General features: G+C 40.9%; 26 protein-coding genes. 9 read left to right on the forward strand and 17 right to left on the reverse strand.

What is annotated here, in order from left to right:
- Positions 1–96 precede the first annotated feature (96 nt).
- The 7 genes from NST65_RS14710 to mnhG are packed head-to-tail and all read left to right on the forward strand — an operon-like array spanning position 97 to position 5,867.
- Positions 97–2,502 carry a Na+/H+ antiporter subunit A gene (locus tag NST65_RS14710; RefSeq protein ID WP_111926647.1) on the forward strand — a complete coding sequence of 802 codons (2,406 nt, stop codon included), beginning with the start codon at positions 97–99 and terminating at the stop codon, positions 2,500–2,502.
- Positions 2,499–2,930 (forward strand): Na(+)/H(+) antiporter subunit B, encoded by a 432-nt coding sequence (locus NST65_RS14715; protein WP_024423315.1) that lies wholly within the window; start codon positions 2,499–2,501, stop codon positions 2,928–2,930. The genes NST65_RS14710 and NST65_RS14715 overlap by 4 nt, the downstream gene beginning before the upstream one ends.
- On the forward strand, positions 2,930–3,271 hold the full coding sequence (locus tag NST65_RS14720) for a Na(+)/H(+) antiporter subunit C (protein ID WP_024423316.1): 342 nt from the start codon (positions 2,930–2,932) through the stop codon (positions 3,269–3,271). The genes NST65_RS14715 and NST65_RS14720 overlap by 1 nt, the downstream gene beginning before the upstream one ends.
- A complete protein-coding gene (locus NST65_RS14725) occupies positions 3,264–4,742 on the forward strand; it encodes a Na+/H+ antiporter subunit D (protein ID WP_024425940.1) in 1,479 nt (492 codons plus the stop codon). Before NST65_RS14720 ends, NST65_RS14725 begins: the two co-directional genes overlap by 8 nt.
- A 6-nt stretch (positions 4,743–4,748) precedes the next feature.
- Positions 4,749–5,228: a Na+/H+ antiporter subunit E gene (locus NST65_RS14730; protein ID WP_024425941.1), complete on the forward strand. Its 480-nt coding sequence runs from the start codon at positions 4,749–4,751 to the stop codon at positions 5,226–5,228.
- On the forward strand, positions 5,228–5,509 hold the full coding sequence (locus NST65_RS14735; protein ID WP_024425942.1) for a Na(+)/H(+) antiporter subunit F1: 282 nt from the start codon (positions 5,228–5,230) through the stop codon (positions 5,507–5,509). The genes NST65_RS14730 and NST65_RS14735 overlap by 1 nt, the downstream gene beginning before the upstream one ends.
- Complete coding sequence (mnhG, locus tag NST65_RS14740; protein WP_024423320.1) at positions 5,493–5,867, forward strand: monovalent cation/H(+) antiporter subunit G; 375 nt, start codon at positions 5,493–5,495, stop codon at positions 5,865–5,867. Before NST65_RS14735 ends, mnhG begins: the two co-directional genes overlap by 17 nt.
- A gap of 92 nt (positions 5,868–5,959) precedes the next feature.
- On the opposite strand, the gene NST65_RS14745 is transcribed toward mnhG, so the two are convergent.
- The 6 genes from NST65_RS14745 to degQ form a co-directional block, all read right to left on the reverse strand.
- The gene (locus tag NST65_RS14745; protein WP_024423321.1) at positions 5,960–6,349 is read right to left on the reverse strand and encodes a hotdog fold thioesterase; all 390 of its coding nucleotides are present in this window, start codon (positions 6,347–6,349) and stop codon (positions 5,960–5,962) included.
- 23 nt (positions 6,350–6,372) lie between these two features.
- Positions 6,373–7,014, reverse strand: a complete 642-nt coding sequence (locus NST65_RS14750) for a response regulator transcription factor (protein WP_024423322.1) — start codon at positions 7,012–7,014, stop codon at positions 6,373–6,375.
- 80 nt (positions 7,015–7,094) lie between these two features.
- The gene (locus NST65_RS14755; RefSeq protein WP_065215229.1) at positions 7,095–9,386 is read right to left on the reverse strand and encodes an ATP-binding protein; all 2,292 of its coding nucleotides are present in this window, start codon (positions 9,384–9,386) and stop codon (positions 7,095–7,097) included.
- A gap of 13 nt (positions 9,387–9,399) precedes the next feature.
- Positions 9,400–9,573, reverse strand: a complete 174-nt coding sequence (comX, locus tag NST65_RS14760) for a competence pheromone ComX (protein ID WP_046313343.1) — start codon at positions 9,571–9,573, stop codon at positions 9,400–9,402.
- Positions 9,551–10,474 (reverse strand): polyprenyl synthetase family protein, encoded by a 924-nt coding sequence (locus NST65_RS14765; RefSeq protein WP_065215228.1) that lies wholly within the window; start codon positions 10,472–10,474, stop codon positions 9,551–9,553. The genes comX and NST65_RS14765 overlap by 23 nt, the downstream gene beginning before the upstream one ends.
- Positions 10,475–10,625: 151 nt before the next feature.
- Positions 10,626–10,766 carry a degradation enzyme regulation protein DegQ gene (gene degQ / locus NST65_RS14770; protein WP_003213123.1) on the reverse strand — a complete coding sequence of 47 codons (141 nt, stop codon included), beginning with the start codon at positions 10,764–10,766 and terminating at the stop codon, positions 10,626–10,628.
- Between the two features lie 505 nt (positions 10,767–11,271).
- Between degQ and NST65_RS14775 the strand changes: the two genes are divergently transcribed.
- On the forward strand, positions 11,272–11,628 hold the full coding sequence (locus NST65_RS14775) for a hypothetical protein (protein WP_041115816.1): 357 nt from the start codon (positions 11,272–11,274) through the stop codon (positions 11,626–11,628).
- A 35-nt stretch (positions 11,629–11,663) separates the two neighbouring features.
- Here the strand turns inward: NST65_RS14775 and NST65_RS14780 are convergent, their stop codons facing one another.
- The 9 genes from NST65_RS14780 to NST65_RS14820 form a co-directional block, all read right to left on the reverse strand.
- The gene (locus NST65_RS14780; protein WP_024423326.1) at positions 11,664–12,890 is read right to left on the reverse strand and encodes an HDOD domain-containing protein; all 1,227 of its coding nucleotides are present in this window, start codon (positions 12,888–12,890) and stop codon (positions 11,664–11,666) included.
- A gap of 137 nt (positions 12,891–13,027) precedes the next feature.
- Positions 13,028–14,500, reverse strand: coding sequence for a nicotinate phosphoribosyltransferase (locus NST65_RS14785; RefSeq protein WP_046313339.1), 1,473 nt, complete (start codon positions 14,498–14,500; stop codon positions 13,028–13,030).
- A gap of 17 nt (positions 14,501–14,517) precedes the next feature.
- Complete coding sequence (locus NST65_RS14790) at positions 14,518–15,069, reverse strand: isochorismatase family cysteine hydrolase (RefSeq protein WP_024425949.1); 552 nt, start codon at positions 15,067–15,069, stop codon at positions 14,518–14,520.
- Between the two features lie 60 nt (positions 15,070–15,129).
- The gene (locus NST65_RS14795) at positions 15,130–15,537 is read right to left on the reverse strand and encodes a YueI family protein (RefSeq protein WP_034282575.1); all 408 of its coding nucleotides are present in this window, start codon (positions 15,535–15,537) and stop codon (positions 15,130–15,132) included.
- 27 nt (positions 15,538–15,564) lie between these two features.
- On the reverse strand, positions 15,565–15,813 hold the full coding sequence (locus tag NST65_RS14800) for a YueH family protein (protein ID WP_024423330.1): 249 nt from the start codon (positions 15,811–15,813) through the stop codon (positions 15,565–15,567).
- A 95-nt stretch (positions 15,814–15,908) separates the two neighbouring features.
- A complete protein-coding gene (locus NST65_RS14805) occupies positions 15,909–16,130 on the reverse strand; it encodes a spore germination protein (RefSeq protein WP_101676626.1) in 222 nt (73 codons plus the stop codon).
- A gap of 98 nt (positions 16,131–16,228) precedes the next feature.
- Complete coding sequence (locus tag NST65_RS14810) at positions 16,229–16,450, reverse strand: spore germination protein (protein WP_003213446.1); 222 nt, start codon at positions 16,448–16,450, stop codon at positions 16,229–16,231.
- Between the two features lie 66 nt (positions 16,451–16,516).
- Positions 16,517–17,620 (reverse strand): AI-2E family transporter, encoded by a 1,104-nt coding sequence (locus NST65_RS14815; protein WP_342489048.1) that lies wholly within the window; start codon positions 17,618–17,620, stop codon positions 16,517–16,519.
- Between the two features lie 183 nt (positions 17,621–17,803).
- A complete protein-coding gene (locus tag NST65_RS14820; protein ID WP_034282580.1) occupies positions 17,804–18,040 on the reverse strand; it encodes a YuzF family protein in 237 nt (78 codons plus the stop codon).
- A 176-nt stretch (positions 18,041–18,216) separates the two neighbouring features.
- Here NST65_RS14820 and NST65_RS14825 point away from each other — a divergent pair, with 176 nt between their 5' ends.
- Positions 18,217–19,704: an alpha/beta hydrolase gene (locus NST65_RS14825; protein WP_280806594.1), complete on the forward strand. Its 1,488-nt coding sequence runs from the start codon at positions 18,217–18,219 to the stop codon at positions 19,702–19,704.
- Here the strand turns inward: NST65_RS14825 and NST65_RS14830 are convergent.
- Together NST65_RS14830 and NST65_RS14835 are read right to left on the reverse strand one after the other, a co-directional pair.
- Positions 19,701–20,234 (reverse strand): HD domain-containing protein, encoded by a 534-nt coding sequence (locus NST65_RS14830; protein WP_024423336.1) that lies wholly within the window; start codon positions 20,232–20,234, stop codon positions 19,701–19,703. The two genes, NST65_RS14825 and NST65_RS14830, sit on opposite strands and share 4 nt — an antisense overlap.
- Positions 20,235–20,533: 299 nt before the next feature.
- Entirely contained in the window at positions 20,534–21,277 is a 744-nt protein-coding gene (locus NST65_RS14835) for a (S)-benzoin forming benzil reductase (protein WP_034282708.1), read from the reverse strand.
- Positions 21,278–21,281: the final 4 nt, after the last annotated feature.

Raw genomic sequence — 21,281 nt, forward strand, 5'->3', positions numbered from 1 at the left:
TTTCAAACCAATGCACTATGGCTGTATTTACGCTATAATTTTAATTACCAGTTCTTTAGAACGTGAATTTATATTGATCAAAGGAGGTTCATTTTCTTGCAGCTTATTCACTTCGCCATCCTATCACCTTTTTTACTCGCTTTTGTTGTACCTTTCCTTTACAAATATGTGAAGCGTATACATACAGGATGGTTTGTTCTCATCTTGCCGATTCTTTTATTTACCTATTTCATCCAAATGTTACACATCACTTCGAATGGACGAACGCTTTTCTCACAGGCTGAATGGATTCCATCTTTAGGGATGAATTTCACTGTGTATGTCGATGGTCTCAGCCTGTTATTTGCTTTATTAATTACAGGTATCGGCTCACTAGTGGTGCTGTACAGTATTTTCTACTTATCAAAGGAAAAAGAACAGCTTGGCTCTTTCTACACGTACTTGCTCATGTTTATGACCGCGATGCTGGGTGTCGTTCTTTCTGACAACATGGTGGTTTTATACTTGTTTTGGGAGTTAACGAGTATCTCTTCCTTCCTCTTAATTGGGTATTGGTATAAGCGGGAGCGCTCTAGATATGGAGCAACGAAATCACTGCTTATTACTGTTTTTGGCGGATTAGCTATGCTTGGTGGCTTCATCCTCATTTACCTGATTACTGATTCATTCAGTATTCGTGAAGCAGTCAATCAGCTTCAGCTCATTATGGCATCACCTTACTTTATCCCTGCCATGATCCTAATCTTACTAGGTGCGTTTACGAAATCAGCGCAGTTCCCATTCTATATCTGGCTGCCTGATGCAATGGAAGCACCGACCCCTGTGAGCAGTTATCTGCATTCTGCTACGATGGTGAAAGCCGGTATTTATCTTGTTGCCCGCTTCAGTCCAATCTTTGCTATATCAGAGGTATGGTTCTGGACCATTTCCATCGTGGGACTTGTCACATTATTCTGGGGATCATTCCACGCCGTCCGGCAAAACGATTTGAAAGCCATTCTGGCCTATTCGACAGTGAGCCAGCTCGGCATGATTATGCTCATGCTTGGCGTCGGTGCAGCTGCAATTCATGAAAAGAATCCTGCCTTTTTTGGCGCAGCCGTTCTTGCAGCTATTTTTCACCTCATTAACCATGCTACGTTTAAAGGCAGTCTCTTTATGGCAGCTGGTATTATCGATCATGAAACAGGGACTCGTGACATTCGGAAATTAGGCGGATTAATGACGATCATGCCGATTACCTTCACAATTACGTTAATCGGTACATTTTCAATGGCCGGATTACCGCCATTTAACGGTTTCTTAAGTAAAGAGCTATTTTTCACAAGTATGATACGGATTTCTGATATCAGCTTTACAGACGTTTCAACATGGGGTGCCATCTTCCCAGCACTCGCTTGGCTCGCTAGTGTCTTTACGTTCATTTATAGTATGATGCTCCTCTTTAAAACGTTTAGAGGCCGTCTGAATATAGACCAATTGGAGAAAAAACCGCATGAAGCACCGATCGGCATGCTCATTCCGCCCATCATTCTAGCTGCACTTGTGGTCACCTTCTTCTTTTTCCCTAATATTCTTGCCTATTCTGTCATTGAACCTGCAATTGCGGCGATCATTCCTGAAGCGATTGAAACAGGAAGCCGTTTTTCTGTGAAAATTGAAGCATGGCATGGCTTCCAGCCAGAACTCTATATGACAATAGGTGTTGTTGTACTCGGCACAATCGGCTACTTGACGCTTGCAAAATGGCGTCCAATGTACAACATCTTTAAGGAAAAGTGGTCATTTAACGCTTTATACGACCGCTCTCTTATCGGTTTAGAAAAAGGTTCATACCGCCTGACAAACAGTTATATGACTGGTTTTCTTCGTGACTATCTTGTCTATGTGTTTGGGTTCATGATTATCGTTATTGGCGGCGTGATGTTTTATCAGCAGGCCTTTTCATTTCAAACTGATCAGGCTGCCTCAATTGGCACGTATGAGGTGATTCTTTCACTTGTGATGGTGGCGGCGACGATTGCCACAGTATTCGCAAGTTCACGATTAACAGCTATTATTGCACTAGGTGTCATGGGCTACACGCTGTCATTATTCTTCGTGATTTTCAGAGCACCTGACCTTGCGCTGACGCAGCTGATTATTGAAACGATTTCTGTCGCACTGTTTTTGCTTTGCTTCTATCATTTGCCGAAGCTGAGCTTAAAGCAAAAAACAAGAAGATTCAAAATGACCAATTTCATCATTTCATTAGGCGTTGGGGTTGTTGTCACTTGTCTAGCTTTCGCTTCCACAAGTCAGCAGTCACTTGACACCATCTCAACTTACTTTATTGAAAACAGCTACAAACTTGCTGGCGGTGACAATATTGTCAATGTCATTCTAGTAGATTTCAGGGGCTTTGATACCCTTTTTGAAATTACCGTGCTCGCCATTGCGGCACTTGGTATTTATGGGTTATTAAAAACGCAGGCAAAACGGAAGAGAGGTGTGCGGCGATGAGAAAGATTGATACGAATGATATGCTTTTGCAAGTCACAACAAAAATCACAGCATTCATCATCTTGCTTTTCTCCCTTCACCTATTTCTTGCGGGACATAACAATCCTGGCGGCGGATTCATTGGCGGCCTGATGAGTGCTGCGGCTGTCGTTCTTCTGCTTTTAGCCTATGATCTGAAGACAGTAAGACGCATTTTGCCATTTGACTTTATTTATGTAACTGGAGCCGGTTTGCTCGTTGCGATCCTGACAGGTATGGGATCCTTTCTATTCGGTGCACCTTTTCTATCCCATGCATTTGATTATTTCCAATTACCATTTTTAGGGAAAACAGAACTGGCGACAGCTGTCCTGTTTGATATCGGTGTGTATTTGGTTGTTGTCGGTGTCACCATGACCATTATTCAAATGATTGGAGAGAAGGAATAATGGAATTTCTAATGTCTATTATCGTCGGAATTATTTTTATGGCGGCGACCTATTTGATGCTGTCAAAGAGCCTTCTGCGGGTCATCGTCGGTACTGCTGTTTTGAGTCACGGCGTCCACTTGCTTCTTTTAACAATGGGCGGTTTAAAAAAAGGAGCGCCTCCCGTTCTAAAAGAGGGGCTCACATCCTATGTGGATCCATTGCCACAAGCATTAATTTTAACAGCCATTGTCATTGCTTTTGGTGTGACATCCTTATTACTTGTCATGGCCTTCCGTGCCTTCCAAGAGCTGCGAACAGATGACATGGATCAAATGAGAGGAAATGATCAGCATGAATAATCTCGTGATCCTGCCTATATTAATTCCATTACTAGCTGCTACACTATTGATCTTTATGAATAAAAACATCATGCTGTCAAGAGTCTTTAGTGTCTTGGCATCTCTTTCAGCCATTATATGTAATGCATATTTGGTTCAAACGATTTTCACAAATGGGATACAAACCCTTTATTTGGGCGGCTGGAAAGCGCCATTTGGGATTGCCCTTGTGGCCGATCAATTTGCTGCACTCCTTGTGCTGACCGCTTCCGTTGTCGGGCTTGTGACAGTCCTCTTCTCCTTTCAAACGATTGGGAAAGAAAGAGAGCGGCTCTTCTATTATTCTGGCGTACAGTTTTTGTTAGCTGGCGTGAGCGGAGCCTTTTTAACGGGAGATATTTTCAACCTGTTTGTATTCTTTGAATTACTGCTGATGGCATCTTATATGCTTATTGTATTAGGCGGATCAAAGCCTCAGCTTCGTGAATCACTCAAATATATTGTGTTTAATATCATTTCGTCGGCATTATTTATTGTCGGAGTCGCCTGTTTATATGCAGTGACGGGTACGCTCAATATGGCTGATTTAAGTGTGAAAATAGCTGAATCAGGGCAAACAGGATTAATCACTGTTATTTCCATCCTGTTCCTCATTGTATTCGGCTTAAAAGCTGGGATCTTCCCGCTTTATTTCTGGCTGCCAGGATCGTATCATGCGCCGCCAGCAGCGATTTCAGCTCTATTTGGGGCTTTGCTGACAAAGGTTGGCTTATATGCGATTGCAAGAGTCTTTACATTAATTTTTATACACGATACAGGCTTCACCCATACACTCATGGCGTGGCTTGCCGCACTGACGGTGATATTCGGTGTGATAGGCTCGATCGCCTATTCTGATGTGCAGAAGATCGTGATTTATAACATTGTCACAGCTGTTGGGGTCATTTTGTTTGGATTTGCAGCCAACACACCTGCATCACTCCAAGGGGCCATTTATTATCTCATTCACGACATGGTGATCAAAGGGGCTTTATTTATGCTGGCAGGTGCCCTCTTTGTGTATGCTGGTACAAATCAACTGAAAAAAATGGGCGGACTGATTCAATCCCAGCCTCTATTAGGATGGATGTTTTTCATATCGGCTTTATCGCTTGCAGGAATTCCGCCGCTAAGTGGCTTTGTTGGAAAACTAAAAATTGTGGAAGGTGGATTTTCTGCTGGACACATGACGTTTTCTATCCTGGTCTTACTGTCCAGTCTTCTTGTCCTCTACTCTATTATGAAGATTTTCATGTCCGCATTTTGGGGCGAGGAACAGGATATGCGAAGAAGAAAGCCGTCAATTAAAGGAATGGTGTACCCTGGCGTACTGCTTGTCGTTTTATCGCTTGCCATTGGGTTAGGGACAGAGTTCATTGCCCCTTATATCAATCAAGCAGCGGAAATGCTCTCTACACCAGAAAAATATATTCAAGCTGTGCTGAAGGAGTAGATGAACATGGCCTTTCAAATATTACTAAACGCACTCCTCGCCTTTACATGGATGTTTATGAATGATACATACAGAGCCGCAGACTTTGTATCAGGTTTTGCATTAGGGATGATCGCCATTTTCATGCTGCGTCGATTTTTCCCGCAGCGTTTTTACGGCTATGCCCTTTATGCGATTTTCAAGCTGATCATCATTTTTATTCGCGAGCTGCTTCTTGCCAATTTAAGTGTATTAAAGACCGTATTATCTCCAAAGCTCACGATTAAGCCCGGTATTTTCGCCTTTCGTACGGACTTGAAAACAGATTGGGAAATCACCATACTGGCAAATATGATTACATTGACACCAGGTACACTAGTGATTGATATTTCCGATGATCGGTCCATTTTATACATTCATGCGATGGATATTGAAGATGCTGAAAAAGCCATTCACGATATCCGGGTTTCATTTGAAAAAGCGATTCAGGAGGTGAGCGGTAAGTAATGGAACTCATTTTGCAAATGTCACTTGGCATTCTGGCACTGTCTACTTTGCTTTTTGTGATACGAGTGATCAAAGGTCCCTCTATTCCTGATCGTGTAAGTGCACTTGATGCGATAGGAATCAATTTAATTGGGATGACAGCCATCGTTTCAATTTTACTGAAAACCACTGCATTCTTTGAGATTATTTTACTGCTCGGCATCCTTGCCTTTATCGGTACTGTCGCTTTTTCCAAATTCCTTGAGAAAGGGGAAGTGATTGAAAATGATCGTCATCGCTAAAGCCATCGTGATTTTCTTTATCCTGCTAGGCGCTATCCTCTGTTTGATTTCAGCCATTGGTGTCCTTCGCCTGCCGGATGTTTACACACGTATGCATGCTGCATCAAAAGCATCGACCCTTGGCGTTGTTCTGATTCTAGTAGGTGTGTTTTTTCACGAATGGTTTCTTGCAGGCGTTATTTCTGCAAAAATCCTTCTCGGCATCGTATTTATCTTCCTGACAGCACCAGTCGGCGCACACTTAATCGGAAGAGCCGCCTACAATACTGGTGTTAAGCTCGACAAACGCAGCGTTCAAGATGATTATGGCGGTTTCCGTAACTTTGTGATTAAGCGAAAAGAAGATTCTTATTTATAAAAAGCAAAAAAGAATGGCCTGCCATGTTGGGCCATTCTTTTTTTACCTCTCAACAGCATACAAAAAAAGCTTCCGCTGCACCGGGAGCTTTTTTATATGCGATCAATGACAGCAAGTGTGCATCTTGACGTACAGATGTGCCGGTCTCGATCATCTTTTATATCGATTTGAAATACCATTGTACGACGGCCTACATGTACAGGAACAGCTGTCGCTGTCACAACTCCATCGCGTACAGATTTTAAATGATTGGCATTGATTTCAATACCTGAGCAAACTTGCTGCGTTAAGTCTAAATGAGCCGCAGCCCCCATGCTCGCCACTGTTTCTGCTAGAGCAGCAGATGCTCCTCCGTGCAGCAGTCCAAATGGCTGTTTTGTTCTGTGATCGACTGGCATTGTTGCAACGCATCGTGATTTATTGCACTCTACAATTTCAATGCCTAGTGCCTCAAGCAGTGTATTTGATCCGCTCACATCCATTAAGGCCCTCTCCCTTCACACGTTTACAGCACACTTTCAGACTTGGCAATTAACACCGCTTCTGTACGAGATCCAACATTCAGCTTATTAAAGATGGATGTCAAACTGTACTCAATTGACCGTTTGCTCAAATGAAGCACATCGGCAATCTCCTGGTTCGTGTATCCTTTTTCTACTTCTCTAAGGATCAAACACTCCCGTTCGGTTAAGAGATCGTGATCAGTCTGCTGCGCCTGTTCTGGCTTTTCTTGCTGCTGTGAAATTAATTTCTTTAAATAGGACAGCTGAATGACAACTTCTCCTTGCAATGTCCGGTGTATGTATTCAATAATTTTGTCTTTCGTCTCTGTTTTGCTGATTGCACCGTGTAATCCAGCCCGAATAGCCTCTTCAAAATAATCATCTACTTCATACCCTGTATAAATGATAATTTTCACTTGATGGTTGGTTTCTAAAATTTGTTTCGCAATGTCCATTCCATTGATATCCCCGAGATTTAAATCCATTAAAATCACATCATAGATGGAAAAGTCATGCGTCTTTAAAAAGGCGGCTTCTGCATCAGGACTTAAACAATCGACTGATAGCTGCTGGTCTGATTCTAATATGCTTTTTGTCCCTTCCATGACAGCCGGATGATCATCAATGACCAATATCTTCTTCATGTCTTCCTCCCTTTAAATCACTCACTTCCATTTTATATAAAAGACTTGGCTGATGCCAAGTCTTAATCCTTAATAAATCGTTACAATTCCATTTCAATTTTCACCTTGAGCCCTTTTTCCGGGGCTGTGTGAATTTGAAGCTTTCCATTTAACGCTTTGACTCGTTCTCTAATACCCGATAGCCCCATGCTCATTGTATGCTGATCAAGATGACTGGCATCAAAACCGACTCCATCATCCTCATAGTGAAGAACAACCTGATCTTTAATACAAATCAGCATCACTAACACTTGAGTAGCTTTTGAATGCTTCAGGGCATTGGATAACAGCTCCTGAACAATTCGGTAAATATTCAGCTGTGAATCAATATCAATGTCCAATTCTTTATCAAAGCGTGTCGTATTCAGCCTAATATGAAACGGCGCTTCCTCCTGAATTTGAGAAGTCAGCTTCGATATCGCCTTTACTAAACCTAAATCATACAGCAGCTGCGGCCGAAGCTCATGACACGTTTCTCTCGTCGTTTGAATGACTTTGGACATTTGATCATTCCATGAGATAAGCGAATTTTCAATAGATGTCGGGCATTGGTTGTTTTGGAAATTCGTTAAAAACATCTCCGACTGCCTTTTTAGTGATATCAAGTCCTGTAGCACGGAATCATGAAGATCTCTCGCTAAATCTGAACGCTGCTTCTCTTCCATAGCAAACATGATTTTCTTCAGCCAGGCAGGATTGGCCTCACGCTGTTTCAAATCGTCAAGATGCTCCATCAACTCTTCGATTTTGACAACATTTTCTAAACTGACACTTGTATAAAAGGCCAATGTTTTCAACCAAGAAATCTCATCACGCGACAATTTCGGTGTCCGTAAATTAGATAAACAGCAAATCACAAACGAGTGACCGCCCCGCTCACCAATTTTCATCATAAACCCTTTATCAAGCGCAATGATTTTCCCGACTTCATCTAATAATTCTTGAAATTGGTCTACATACTTTTTCCATAGCTTACTGTCCTCTGTCGATTCATCAATCTCTTCAACCTGTCCATCTGCCTTCACTTCAAGCACAAAGGCTTTATTTACAACAAGTACTTCTAAAATGGTGTATTTTAAATGATATAACACTTGGTGAAGTGATGACGCCTCACGAATGAGCTGCGTGAATTTAAACACGCTATCTTGGTAATTATGCTTCTCTGAAAAACGCTTCAGACGAAAACGGAAGTCGATGATTTCTTTAAAATAGAAGACAGTGAGCATAAGAATATACGTGATAATCGTAAATTTCATTGTATAAAAGTTAGCACTTGGCTTTTGAATGAAATCAAATATAACGACTACCACTATAGTAGGTGTGATGGCTAAAAGACTATAATATTTGATTCTCCCTAAAAAGAAATCAACATTATATAATTTATTTGTCATAAATTGATAGACTAAGAAAAACGGAATCAATAAAGCGAACGATGCTAGGATATAAGGTGAAATAAAATATTTATGAAATAAATAAGGAATAATAAAAAATAGCATAAATGGACTGAATGATGAGATCAAAATAAGTGCAAAGGCACTAAGGACATTTCCGATTTCAGTCCCTTTCAACTTTTTAGCAGCCCTTAATGTGATAATAATCGTAATAAATGCAAGTGCAAAGAATGATAGTAAGTTAAAAGCAGCTAAAACCATATTTTTAAACAGAATTTCTAATACAATATTTATAAAAGGGACGGCATACAAACAAAGAAGTACACGCCAACTAATAATTACCGTTCCTAATTCCTTTAAATATTGATACATAAAGTGCATATATAACGACGGTACACTAGTCATCGTAAAAATTACGACAAAGCTGCTAATATATTCCCCTTTACCAGAGCCCCCAGAGCTTACATAGGCTACAGCAACAGCTAGCAAAAAGAGAGCTAGAATATATGCAGACTCTTTTTTCCTAGATTTATTGATTTTTAAAATCATAAATATACAAAATAGACAGATCGAATAAAAAATGATAGGTATTATATAAATAAACAGATTTTCTTGACTCAATAAGCTTACATTCTCTATTTCAATTTCATCACCATGTCTATCAACAACTAAACTCTTGACATTCGCTAAATAACCTCGTCTTACTTCTTCGGTTGGTTCTTTGTTACCGTTCACTTCAAGGATGATATCGCCTTTCCTAACACCAGCATAATAGCTGTCTGTAAAATCAACAACATCCACTATTTCAAGTTGGCCGTCACTATTCACCGAAACGACTGCTCCTACAAAAATATTAAACACATTAATGTAGGAAATATAAATCACATAAATAAAGCTAAGGATCATTAATATAACAGTTAATTTCGAGTAAAATTTTTGCATAGACCCTCTATACTCACCCAGCATCTTTCCATTTTTTTGATCTAATGGTGTCTTCTTTTTGAAAACCTTCAACAATAATGCTTGCAGTCACTTGATCAACGTGAAGTAACGATGCATTTCCATTTGCAACTTGCTTTAATGCCGAGGGATTCTCCACTAGATAACTAACTAGGTTCTGAATGTTCATCTTCTCCATCTCCAATTAAAAAAAGTATCAGCTTTTCCTTTTTAGAAGCCTCTAAATGTAGTATTTCGAATGCTTCTTTAAACTTATTTCTGAGAAGGTTTCTCATAATAAATACATATTGTTGAACGCCAGATTCTTTTAATTTATCCTTTAATTCTTCAGAGCCAATGCTCTTATCCTCTGATTGATAATAACTGAGCAAGTCAGAACTGGATGGATTAAATTCATTTTTTAAATATACTAGCGGTAATGTTTGCATTCTTTTAAAATCAATATTCTCTTTATTAAAAAGAGCTACATAGTCATTTTCAAGCTGCTCTGCCATGCCTAGATAATAAGCATATTGTTCTACATTTTTTTCAAAAGAACCTGTTGCCAAGATAACCCCTAACATACAGGGTAACACAAACAGTGATCCTGCCTTTAATCTCATGATATTTAAACAATCCTGCTCATTCTCCGGCTCCACTGTCATATCCAAATGCTGTCCTTGCATTGACTGAATGGAATAAGAGTATACACTGTTTAAAAGCTCCGTTGCATGATCAAGCTTTGAAAAGACTTCAAAGCTCAATGCAAAAAGAACATTTGCCGCATTCATCGCAACTCCGCTCTGACACTTCATCCAAGGATACGAATCTTTGTCTTGATCTTCAATATCATCTAATATATCGGCTGATAAGATGAGAAGTTCAATCCCTGCTGCCAGTTTTGTAATCGCTTGCTTGTCTTGACCGCCAAATGCCACATAATGCTGGTAAGCCAATTGTCCAAAAGGAAATTCATTCTTTATATCTGTAAATTCATGAAGCAGCTTTTGTAAATCATTCTGCCAGACTGCATGTTGAATAAAATCAGACATATTCTGCTTGATTTTTGTATTCTCTAGATAGTTTAGCATACTCGATCTTGTACCTCACCCTTCCGCCTTTTATTTTACTAAAAAGACATGAGCAAATGTCCACTGACATCACTATTTAACAATTATATAATAATATATCCTTTTTTTGTATGTATTTGGATAAAAAAAAGACTTGATGATTATCAAGTCTTTAAGAAATTTTCACATATTCATATTTGTCGTATTGATCAATGCTTTTGTTAATGTTATGAAGAGAAGCCGTTGTTTCTCTGATTTCGTTTTCAAGTTTCCATAATAATTGTTTAAGTTCTTCGATTTCATACTTTTCCATCGATTCCACTCTCCTTTTTTGGAAGATCAATGTATTTGTGTATGGTGATTGGGTCATAAGTATTTGATCTGTTACTAACAGTGTAAATGTAATTGAGTATTTTTTCACCGAAAAGTATGCACAAAACGTGTGCGCGATACCGCAAAATTCAATAGGTCTTTTTTCATCATTTTCTGACTTTTCAAATCATACTTTTATCTCAATTTCAAAGGAATTGCGTCATTTTTGCGACAGGAATAAGCATCATTCGTCACACTTCTCTCCCGATAGAACGTACGATCCCCTCTGTATCTTCGGTTTTGCGTGTCATAGGTCAGACGACAGATGCTATTGTGGACACCGCAATTTTTTGGCGACATTCACCGAAATTGACCGCAAAAGTACCTATTTTTATGCTGGAATTACAAAGATAGAAAGATCATTTTGATTCTTTATTCTGATTTTCTACATACATTTAGAACAGATATCCGTCCAATTTCACGTCAATGAGAGAAGAGGTGACCATGTGTTTTACTATGTTCCTTATCCTGCTTTGCAGGTTCCCGCAATGAGCCGCGCATACCCGCCGCGCACGCCAATGACTTTTCCTCCAGTAGATGCCCACTCATTTCAACGAGCCGCAAAAGAATCAGCCCGCCTCGTTGCTGATGCTTCACTCATTACGCAGCAAATTTCCAGCTCCCTTCCGTTTGCGCAGCGCATCATGGAGGCTGCTGAGCGCTCTGATTCAACAAGTGTCATCCGAATGCTGAAGCAAATCGGTGTGAAAAGCGGCATTGATATCCGCTTTAGTCCAGAAGGGATTCGAATCTACTTGTCTCTTGCCTCCAGCAGACTTTTCCTTCTTTTAAAGTGGGCATGACAAAGAAAAAGCCGCTCTCACGCGAGCGGCTTTTCTTAAGATTCAAACATTTTATGGCACCATTCAATGGCTTCTATATAACAGCCATAGGCTTCCTGTTTCGGGAGATTTCCATCTAACATCTCATCATCCCATTCATTTCGTTCAATACGTTTGGCCACACCTAGTACAAAAGAATAATCATTTTCATAGCCAAGCAGTGCCTCACCAACTTCATCAGAAAGCGGCAGTTCCTTCACAAGTTCTGTGATATCTGCCCTGACAAGCGTATCAATCAGAGAAAACATACCTGTCAGCATATAAGAGGCGGGGTGCTCTCGTTCAGTACGAGAAGCAATCAGTTCACACGTTTTGGCACGAATGAATGACATTTTGATGATTTCTTTTTGGCTTGAATTAGCTTGGACATTCAGTTCTTTAAATGAAAGGATAAAGATCCAGCGCCGAATTTCATTAAACCCAAGCAGGATAATCGCCTGCCGGATACTTTTAATTTGATAAAGACGTCTCATGCCGCCTGAATTCAGCATTTTTAATAATTGATATGATAGCGAAAGGTCACTTTCAATAAAATGGGTCACGGTCTGGATATTCGGCTGGTCCTTGCTTAACTCATTTAAAAGCTGATGGTACGCATGGAAGCTGGTCGATAATGCTCGTCCCGATATCACATGCGGCTCACTAAAGAAATACCCTTGAAACAAGTGGAAGCCCGCTTCAAGCGCCTCTTCATATTCTCTTCTCGTTTCTACCTTTTCTGCTAGGAATCGAAGGCGATACTTTTTATACGAATGCAGAATATCTCTTCGTTCTTGCGTTGTGGTTTTCAGAAAGTCAATTTTTAAAATATCTATGCAGTAGAGGAGTTCCTCAAGCAGCTTGTCACTATAATGTGTTCCGTTTAGGAAGAAATCATCGAGTGCAATCGTATATCCCCATTTCTTTAACTGCTTACATCTCATAATAAGTGCCGGGGTAATCGGTACATTTTCTAATATCTCGATCACAAGCTGATGCGGATCAAAATAGGTGAGCAGATCAGATGAAAGCAAGCTTTCGGTGAAATTAATGTAGCATCGTTTTCCTTCTGTCAGTGTTTCGATGCCGATATTTAGAAAACTGTTGATAATGAGGTCCGTTGTCGCTTGATCACCGTCTTCAGCGCTATATGTATTGGTTTCACTATCTCTATAAAGCAGCTCATATGATACGACTTGTTCTTTTCTGTTAAAAATAGGCTGTCTCGCAACAAACACCCTCAACTGCTCCAATCCTCCTTTATGCCATGACAAACAAGATGTGCTTTCAGTATACCAAATGATTGCGCTTTTAGTTCAATTTCAATCGGTCAAAATAAAAAAAAGAGACCACTTGGCTTGATGGTCTCCCTTTCTTTAAATCATTCGCTTTCATAAAGCTCTTTTTTGATTTTATTTTTCACATCATGGATAAACTGCATTTTATTATCCCAGCATTTTTGACTCAAATCGACTGGATATTCTTCTGGTTTGCTGATTCGTTTGTATTCCTCCCAGAAGAGTCCAAGACTGTCCTGCACGTAGGCTTGAATCGTTTGAATATCTGGATTGTCATAGACAAGTTTTCCTTGATCAAAAATCAGGACGTGAAGATCTTTCGCCACAAAGTTTGTCACGAATTTACTAATAAACGTATGCACAGGATGGAACATTTTTAGTTTGTCCTCACTATGAACATCTTCCTCTTCAAGTGCAATGTAGTCGCCCTCAGAATGATGATTCAATTGATTGATAATCCGGTACACACGTTTACGGCCTGGTGTTGTCACTTTCTCTGGGTTGGATGAAATTTTGATGGTATCATTCATTTTGCCGTTTTCTTCAATGGACACCAGCTTATATACTGCACCGAGGGCTGGCTGATCGAATGCTGTGATCAGTTTTGTCCCAACACCCCACACATCAATTTTGGCGCCCTGTGCCTTTAAATTCATAATGGTGTGTTCATCAAGATCGCTTGATGCAATGACTTTAGCATCATGGAAACCTGCTTCATCAAGCATTGTTCTAGCTTTTTTAGACAAGTATGCAAGGTCTCCACTATCAAGTCTGACACCAATGAAGTTGATTTTATCTCCAAATTCTTTCGCTACCTTAATCGCATTCGGAATACCTGATCTGACGGTATCATACGTATCGACTAAAAAGACGCAGTCTGTATGTGTTTCAGCATATTTTTTAAATGCCGTATATTCATCGCGGTATGCTTGTACAAGTGCGTGGGCATGTGTTCCTGATACTGGTATGTTGAAGCGTTTCCCAGCACGAACATTACTTGTCGCCTGAAAGCCGCCGATGAGTGCCGCTCTTGCTCCCCACATCGCTGCATCCATTTCATGCGCACGTCTTGTTCCGAATTCTAATGCTGTCTCATCTTCTATGATTCCTTTAATCCGGGCCGCTTTTGTTGCAATCAGCGTCTGGAAATTCACGATATTGAGCAATGCCGTTTCGATTAACTGAGCTTCAACAAGCGTTGCCTCGATGCGCATAATCGGTTCATTCGCAAAGACAATTTCCCCTTCTCGCATTGAATGAAGTGTACCTGTAAAGGACAATCCGCTTAAATAGTCAATGAAATCGCTTTTATAACCGAGTTCATCTTTTAAATACGCTAGATCGCTTTCGGTGAAGGAAAAGTCCGATAAATATTCAATCGCTTTCTCTAAGCCAGCAAATACAGCGAAGCCATTGTCAAATGGAAGCTTTCTAAAGAAGAGTTCAAAGACTGCCTTCTTCTCATGAATGCCGTCTCTCCAATACGTTTCTGCCATGTTAATTTGATAAAGATCTGTATGTAGTGATAAACTGTCGTCATTAAACCGATGCTCCAACTTCCATTCTCCTTCCCTTACTTAACCACTTTCGCACCAAGCGACTGCTCAAAGTGAGAAAGTGCCCACTCGTGCCCCGCTTCATTAAAACTCGCCACAGCATTTTGGTGAATCACAAGTTCGAAGCCTTTATTGTACGCATCAACAGCTGTATGAAGTACACAAATATCGGTACATACGCCGGCTAAGTGAAGTTCCGTGATGCCGCGCTCGCGCAGTTTCATTTCTAATTGAGTGCCTGCAAAAGCAGAGTATCTTGTTTTTTCCATATAGTAGACATGTTTTAAATGTTTTGACGTGTGAAATAGTGAACTTAGTTGTCCATAAAGTTCAATACCCTCTGTTCCGCGAATATTATGGGGCGGAAATAACTTTGTTTCTGGATGATAAGGGTCCTCTTCTTCATGATGATCGACAGCAAAGACGACAAAGTGGCCTTCATCAATAAATGAAGAAGTGATTTCTGTGATCTTAGACTCAATCGCCTGCCCAGGCTTTCCGCATGTCAGTTTTCCATCGTCTGCAACAAAATCAACTGTATAATCTATACAAATCAACGCTTTGCCCATCCGCATCTCTCCCATATGCTCTTTTGAATCATTATAGCTTATTCATTTCACTAGGGAAACCTATTCAACAGATTCATGAGAAAAAGCTTTTTGAAACAGCTCATCCTCTATATAGATATGCTCCTGATTGACCGCATCAGGCATCTCTATGACAAGACCAAAAGGAGAGTGCGCTTCGTGATGATTCACCACTTTAAAGGAACATCCAGCGGCATTTGCCATTTTGACATATTGAGAATAAGAAGCATAGGAAAGTTCACCATTTAAAAGAACTGTGGCCTGGCGATTGGCCTTCAATATTTGTTCGACTTCTTGATACGGTTTATTTCTTGATACCTGTCCCTTTGTCAGGGCGAGAAGCGCTCGTTCCCTTAATGAACCAAGAAACATTCTTCGTTCATCAGGTTTTGTTTCAGCATGTCCAAATATCCCTTGCTGCAAATAAAAGTCTACGGATTCTTCTTTCATCGCCGTGTTCACTCCTGGTTTCTAAATTTACATTTCTGTGACCCAGTGCACAATCTTGAGTGCGAGGTCACGGGCTTCGTCTGTTTCTACTCTTTCCATTAAGGATTGTTCAAGCGTATGGATGAGCTGCTCCTTTTCGTCCTCATACGCAATGGAAATACTCCATTCAATGTCAGGTACGGCTACAAGCGTTTTATATTCTTTTTTATTTTCATGTAAATATACATTGTAGGTCTTTGGTTGTCCGCTTGTGATGTGTGCTTTTCTAATTTTCATTTGACTCAGTTCACACCTCTTTTTCTTCTTACATCCATATCCATTGTACCATAAAAAAAGACAGCTTCTGAAAAGGAATTCCCTTTCAAAGCTGGCTATGCATTAAAGCTCTTTTGCTGGCTGATCAGGTCTATATCCCACATAAACGTAACGTTTGGAGTGCTAAAAAATTGGACAAAGTCCCCTGCATTATAGGTACCTGATCCACCGGCGGAGTGATCGACACTTTTTGGCGAAATGGCAAAAACATCACCGAAATGTGCAGAACCATTTCCAATCACACGGTCAATATGAATAGGCCCAACAATCGCTGGCATCTTTCCACCACCTTTTCTCCCCACATCATATGCCCAGCTCAAAAATACGTGTATGAAAAATAAAAAAGACAGCTGATCTGTGAGTATCAGCTGTCTTCCTATGCATTAAATGATTGAGGCTGGCCAAACAATGTAAAGTCCCAAAGCATCGTGGCATTCGGATCACTTGTAAGTGACATATAATCACCTGAATTAAAGGCTCCCGCACCGCCAGTAGAGTGGTCTACAGCCAAAGGGGCAATGGCCAGGACATCACCGAAAGTAGCTGCACCGTTTCCTCCTAACGACTCGATATGAATAGGTCCAACGATTGCAGGCATCAGAATCTCCCCCTATCTGCTTATCTCAATCATCTTATGCAAGAAGGGAAAAGGTGTGCATCTGTCCTAGACGTTTAAATGCTGTTCTTTGCGAGATCGCTGACGCAGCTGCACCAATCTGACAATATTCAAGGTGATGGCTTTGAGCAGTGCATAGACAGGGACCGCAAAAATCATGCCAAGGATTCCGCCAAAGCTTCCTGCCCCAATTAATAGCAGGATGATGGTCAAAGGATGTGTGTTGAGGCGTTTCCCAATGATCAATGGAGAAATGACATTTCCGTCAATTTGCTGAACGACAAGAATGACAATGACTGTCACCACCGCTTTTCCAGGCGAATCAAGAAACGCAATAAGCACAGCTGGTGCCGCGCCAAGATATGGCCCAAGGTACGGAATCACATTTGTGACCGCAATGATAATGCCGAGAATGAGCGCATATTTCACACCGATTAATAAGTATCCGATAAAACAAGCCACTCCAACAAATAAACAGACAACAATCTGCCCTTGTATGTAAGCTGCAAGCGTATCGTTTAATTCTTTAAAGATTTTCAATCCTTCCTTACGGCAAGGCATTGGCAAAAATTGAACGAGCTTGTCCGGAAACTTATGTCCATCTTTCAACATATAAAACAAAATGAACGGAACTGTGATCACAGCTAAAGCAATATTGGCAATCACACCAAACACAGCAGACATACTTGAAGCAATATTTTCCGGCAAACCTTTTAATGTCGAAACAATTGTCTGTTCAAACTTCGAGACGGAGACATAATCTTGGTTCATCATCCAAGTAAATGTTTTAGAATGCGAGAAGTCGTTGATAAATTTCTGCATATCCGTCACATAACCAGGGAAGCTTTTGACAAGTCCACCAACCTGCGTGACAATAACCGGTCCCGCAGCATTCACAATGAACGTGATGAGGCCGATGAACAAAAGATAAATGATCAGGATAGCAAGTGTCCTAGGAATTTTCCTGGACAAAAATCGAACAATTGGATTAAAGATGAAAAAGAGAATTCCAGCCAGCAAGATGGGAACAAACAAGGTAGATGCAAATAAAATAATCGGCTGAAATAAAAACGAAACCTTTGTAGATACATAAACAATGAGTAAAACAAGTAATATTTGGAATGTCCAAAAATGAACTTTAGATTTTAACAAAGATGCTCCTCCTGTTACGTATTGATCTTATTAAAAAACTACTATTCCACCCACCTTCTGTCAACTGCTTCTTGTTTTAGAACCTTATTTTTTGTAAAAAAAAGAACAATTAGTATATCATGCACTTTTTCCAGATATACATTCTATAAGCGTGAAAAAAGCAGACACCTTTGCGTCTGCTTGTTACACTCTTTCACTGTGATCAGGCATCACCGATACAATTTGCTGGATCCGCACATAAAAAACTGATTTTGTCCCCGCCTCAATGACAATATGATCCGGCATGACTTCCTTCAATTTTCCGCGCACTGTATCTTTCACTGTTTGAACAATCAATCTCATACCGATCACTTTCTGCAATGTTTGATAAACATATGGATCAACTAATGAAACAAGCTGCGGACTTCCTTGTTGTGCCATCCTACCTGCCCCTTTACTTGTGTATTTACCCACAGCGTATGCAATGACCCATGTGAATGTCACTCAGGGCAAACCCACAACTCAAATACCATATTTTAACATTTTGTTCAATTTTACATTTTTCGGAAGTATAATAGATTGGTGCTGCCAACAACTTAAATCATTTGAAGAGGTGAATGATCTTGAAAAAACTCATCTGTCTCGCTGCTGTCATGCTCTTTTTTTCCTTTGCAAGTTATGCGTATGCAGGATCAATTGGAGATGAACCTGGGACACCAGGAAAGTGGTTTAAAGGAGAAGAGCCGGTTCAAAAAGACGAGTCAAAACCACCACTTGTTTTTGTTCACGGCATTAACAGCTCCTCCTCCACATGGTTCGACCGAAACGACATGGCAAAGCAAGCTGTTCTGAACGGATACGAAAGCGCATTCATAGATTTGTATCCAGATCAGGATACGAAAAAGAATGGCAAACTATTAGCAGAAAAGCTAAAAGAAATCTATGATGTGTTCGGTCGAAAACTTATTGTGATTGGTCATAGTAAAGGCGGGGTGGATACACAGTCCGCACTCGTGTATCACGATGCCCATCCATATGTAGAGAAGGTCATCACACTCGGCTCCCCTCATTACGGGACGCCGCTGGCAGATTTAGCGTATAGCAAGGGCGGAAGCTGGCTCGCAGAAATTCTTGGACAAAAAAGCGACGCGCTCTATTCTTTGCAAACGGGGCTCATGGCGGCTTTTCGAAGTGAAACCGACAAGCTGGAGAAGTTTCCTCAAAAATACATCACGTATTCGGGATCGGAATGGGGAACATTTGGCGGAGTGCTGTATTTAGGCGGCATGTATTTAAAGAGCTTTGGTGCAAATGATGGCGCCGTCACGGTAAGCAGCACAAGACTATCATATGCAAACAATATTTTAACAGGGAAATGGGATCACAACTCCATTAAAAACGGCACAAGCATGTTCCCTGTGTTTCAGCATCAGCTACTGGCAAATGCCGCAAGCGCTGAAAAAGAAAATATAGAGAGCCCGAACTCTACTGAGCTGAATACAGATGTTTATGTGAAAGGCGGTGAAAGTGAAAAGGAGAAAACAGAAGCGTTCTATGTAGAGGAAGGAACGAATGGCTTATCGATTCAGTGGTTAAATGAAAGGCATGAGGCGCGGCCAGAAATCATCGCCCCAAATGGAGACGTCTTAACAAATCTGAAGACATCGGAAGCATCTTTCCCATATGAAGGCGCATTTTCGCACCATGTGCAAATCAATAAACCCGTTCCTGGAAAATGGACGATTCGATCAAATTCAGGAAAAAAGGCTCCTTATTTGCTGCTCGTATCCTTTGATTCACCATTAAATGACGAAATCAAAGCAGAGGCAGCGAAATCAGGGGATAATGCATCGACCCATTCAAGCGGTCTGATTAAACGATTAAGCAAGAAAGTAGAAACCTTTTACTTTAAGGATGCCCAAAAAGATCATCCACTCAAAACAACTGCTTCATCCGCTGTTGAATTGAAAAAAGAAGGTGCTTATTCTGTCACGGTTCATTACACCGGACTCACTGCATCAGGTACATCTGCATTTAACCGTACCGTTATTCGCACATTGTATGTCGATCAGGATGGAAATATTCATGGAGACATTCCATACTAAACAGAGCGTTTCATAGGCTGAAGTGCCTGCTGAACTTTTTGATCCAATTCCGTGATTTTTTTCATTGCAAGTGACTCGTCTATTTGTCTGTAATGGTGATGTCCGCCAGGCTCTTCATCCATTTCATCTGCCTTCTTGACGATTTGCTGAAGTGTGTCTTTATGAAGGTCGCCCTCTGGCAAATATGAATCTGTATGAAGCAGAATCGCAAGCGCAATATCTTTGGCTGCCTTTGGTTCCTCACCGAGGCGTATGAGCAGTTTGTGAGCCCGCTCTGCGCCTTTAATGGCATGGATATCATTCCGTCTATATGTCTCGTAATCCCATTCTCCGCCAGCTGTATACCATTCATAGTGGCCGATGTCATGCAAGAGGGCTGCTTTCACAGCGAGATCTGGATTAATCCCAGCCTGCACCGCCAGTTTGAATGCGTGATAAGCACAAGCAATCGCATGGGCTTTTCCTGAACGATTTAAATATTTTTGAGCGACTGGATGGGTGTAAACATCCATTAATGTAACCTTTCTCATGGAAACCCCTCCTTATCTATATTTTTAGCATCCTAACATATTCTGAAAAGAAACTCAAATGTTCTGTTATATTTTCTATGAGTCTCAAGAACAGCTTATGTCAAATGAGCTGTTTTTGCTTGTACAATACGAAAAAAGCAGTCTTTATGACTGCTTTTTTTCTCCTTTTCAGCGTGATATAAAAACCCTTGAAGTCTAGGAAGACCGAGTACTGGCGCGGAGCGAATTTGAGATTCGTGAGCACCAGCACCGAGGCCTGACACCGAATGCGAGGGTTTTTCTTCACGCTGCAGCAGTCGTTATGACTGCTTTTTCCCATACTCACGTGCATCGTAGACACATCCGCCAGCTGGATCATCCGCTAAAAGATCGAGCAAAATACCTGCGACTTCATCTGGGCTCTTCAGCGTGCCTGTTTCATATAATTGCTGAAAACGGTCTATTTGTTCAAAGTCTTGTTTTGATGACTTCCGAATTTCCCCCTGCATATCTGTATCGATCGTGCCGGGTGAAAAGGAAAACGTGTTGATCGGATGCGCCTCGTCCTGTTGTTCCTCATGAAAAGTCCTCATAAACATGTCGAGTCCTGCCTTTGAACTGCAATACGCACTCCAGCCTTTATATGGGTTTTTCGCCGCTCCAGAAGAAAGATGAACGATCGTTTTCTTTCCGTTAAATGATTGAGTCTGCTTAGCAAACATATGGCTCAGTAAAACAGGAATGACAAGATTCAGCTTGTAATGCTGATGAAGCGTATCCTGTCCGCCTTGTCCAACGCGCTTGATAGGTGTGACCATTCCTGCATTGTTGACAAGTAAGATGTCATCAGCATCTGCCAGAGTTTGCGGCGTGAGACTATCTTGAATCCATTTGGCCGCTGCTTCTTCATCGGTCAGATCAACCTGGGTATGTGTAAGCTTCGGATGGGATATCGGCGATGCACTTCTTGCTGCTGTGTACACATGATCCCCACGTGAAAGCAGCCTGTTCACAAGTGCTAAGCCAAAGCCTTTTGATCCGCCTGTAACGATTGAAATTCGAATGACA

This window comes from Bacillus sp. FSL P4-0248 (assembly GCF_038593305.1).
Taxonomy (GTDB): domain Bacteria; phylum Bacillota; class Bacilli; order Bacillales; family Bacillaceae; genus Bacillus; species Bacillus safensis.

Bases quoted from the DNA above. Each gene is read 5' to 3' on its own strand.
- NST65_RS14795 (WP_034282575.1), bottom strand. From the start codon at position 15,537: ATGAAAGAAGAATCCGTAGACTTTTATTTGCAGCAAGGGATATTTGGA.
- NST65_RS14790 (WP_024425949.1), bottom strand. From the start codon at position 15,069: ATGGGCAAAGCGTTGATTTGTATAGATTATACAGTTGATTTTGTTGCA.
- NST65_RS14810 (WP_003213446.1), bottom strand. From the start codon at position 16,450: ATGCCTGCAATCGTTGGACCTATTCATATCGAGTCGTTAGGAGGAAAC.
- NST65_RS14730 (WP_024425941.1), top strand. From the start codon at position 4,749: ATGGCCTTTCAAATATTACTAAACGCACTCCTCGCCTTTACATGGATG.
- NST65_RS14805 (WP_101676626.1), bottom strand. From the start codon at position 16,130: ATGCCAGCGATTGTTGGGCCTATTCATATTGACCGTGTGATTGGAAAT.
- NST65_RS14755 (WP_065215229.1), bottom strand. From the start codon at position 9,386: ATGCAAAAATTTTACTCGAAATTAACTGTTATATTAATGATCCTTAGC.
- comX (WP_046313343.1), bottom strand. From the start codon at position 9,573: ATGAACATTCAGAACCTAGTTAGTTATCTAGTGGAGAATCCCTCGGCA.
- NST65_RS14820 (WP_034282580.1), bottom strand. From the start codon at position 18,040: ATGGCACAACAAGGAAGTCCGCAGCTTGTTTCATTAGTTGATCCATAT.
- NST65_RS14830 (WP_024423336.1), bottom strand. From the start codon at position 20,234: ATGAGAAAGGTTACATTAATGGATGTTTACACCCATCCAGTCGCTCAA.
- mnhG (WP_024423320.1), top strand. From the start codon at position 5,493: ATGATCGTCATCGCTAAAGCCATCGTGATTTTCTTTATCCTGCTAGGC.
- degQ (WP_003213123.1), bottom strand. From the start codon at position 10,766: ATGGAAAAGTATGAAATCGAAGAACTTAAACAATTATTATGGAAACTT.
- NST65_RS14800 (WP_024423330.1), bottom strand. From the start codon at position 15,813: ATGAAAATTAGAAAAGCACACATCACAAGCGGACAACCAAAGACCTAC.
- NST65_RS14725 (WP_024425940.1), top strand. From the start codon at position 3,264: ATGAATAATCTCGTGATCCTGCCTATATTAATTCCATTACTAGCTGCT.
- NST65_RS14715 (WP_024423315.1), top strand. From the start codon at position 2,499: ATGAGAAAGATTGATACGAATGATATGCTTTTGCAAGTCACAACAAAA.
- NST65_RS14735 (WP_024425942.1), top strand. From the start codon at position 5,228: ATGGAACTCATTTTGCAAATGTCACTTGGCATTCTGGCACTGTCTACT.
- NST65_RS14765 (WP_065215228.1), bottom strand. From the start codon at position 10,474: ATGCTAAACTATCTAGAGAATACAAAAATCAAGCAGAATATGTCTGAT.
- NST65_RS14750 (WP_024423322.1), bottom strand. From the start codon at position 7,014: ATGAAGAAGATATTGGTCATTGATGATCATCCGGCTGTCATGGAAGGG.
- NST65_RS14745 (WP_024423321.1), bottom strand. From the start codon at position 6,349: ATGGATGTGAGCGGATCAAATACACTGCTTGAGGCACTAGGCATTGAA.
- NST65_RS14825 (WP_280806594.1), top strand. From the start codon at position 18,217: ATGATCTTGAAAAAACTCATCTGTCTCGCTGCTGTCATGCTCTTTTTT.
- NST65_RS14720 (WP_024423316.1), top strand. From the start codon at position 2,930: ATGGAATTTCTAATGTCTATTATCGTCGGAATTATTTTTATGGCGGCG.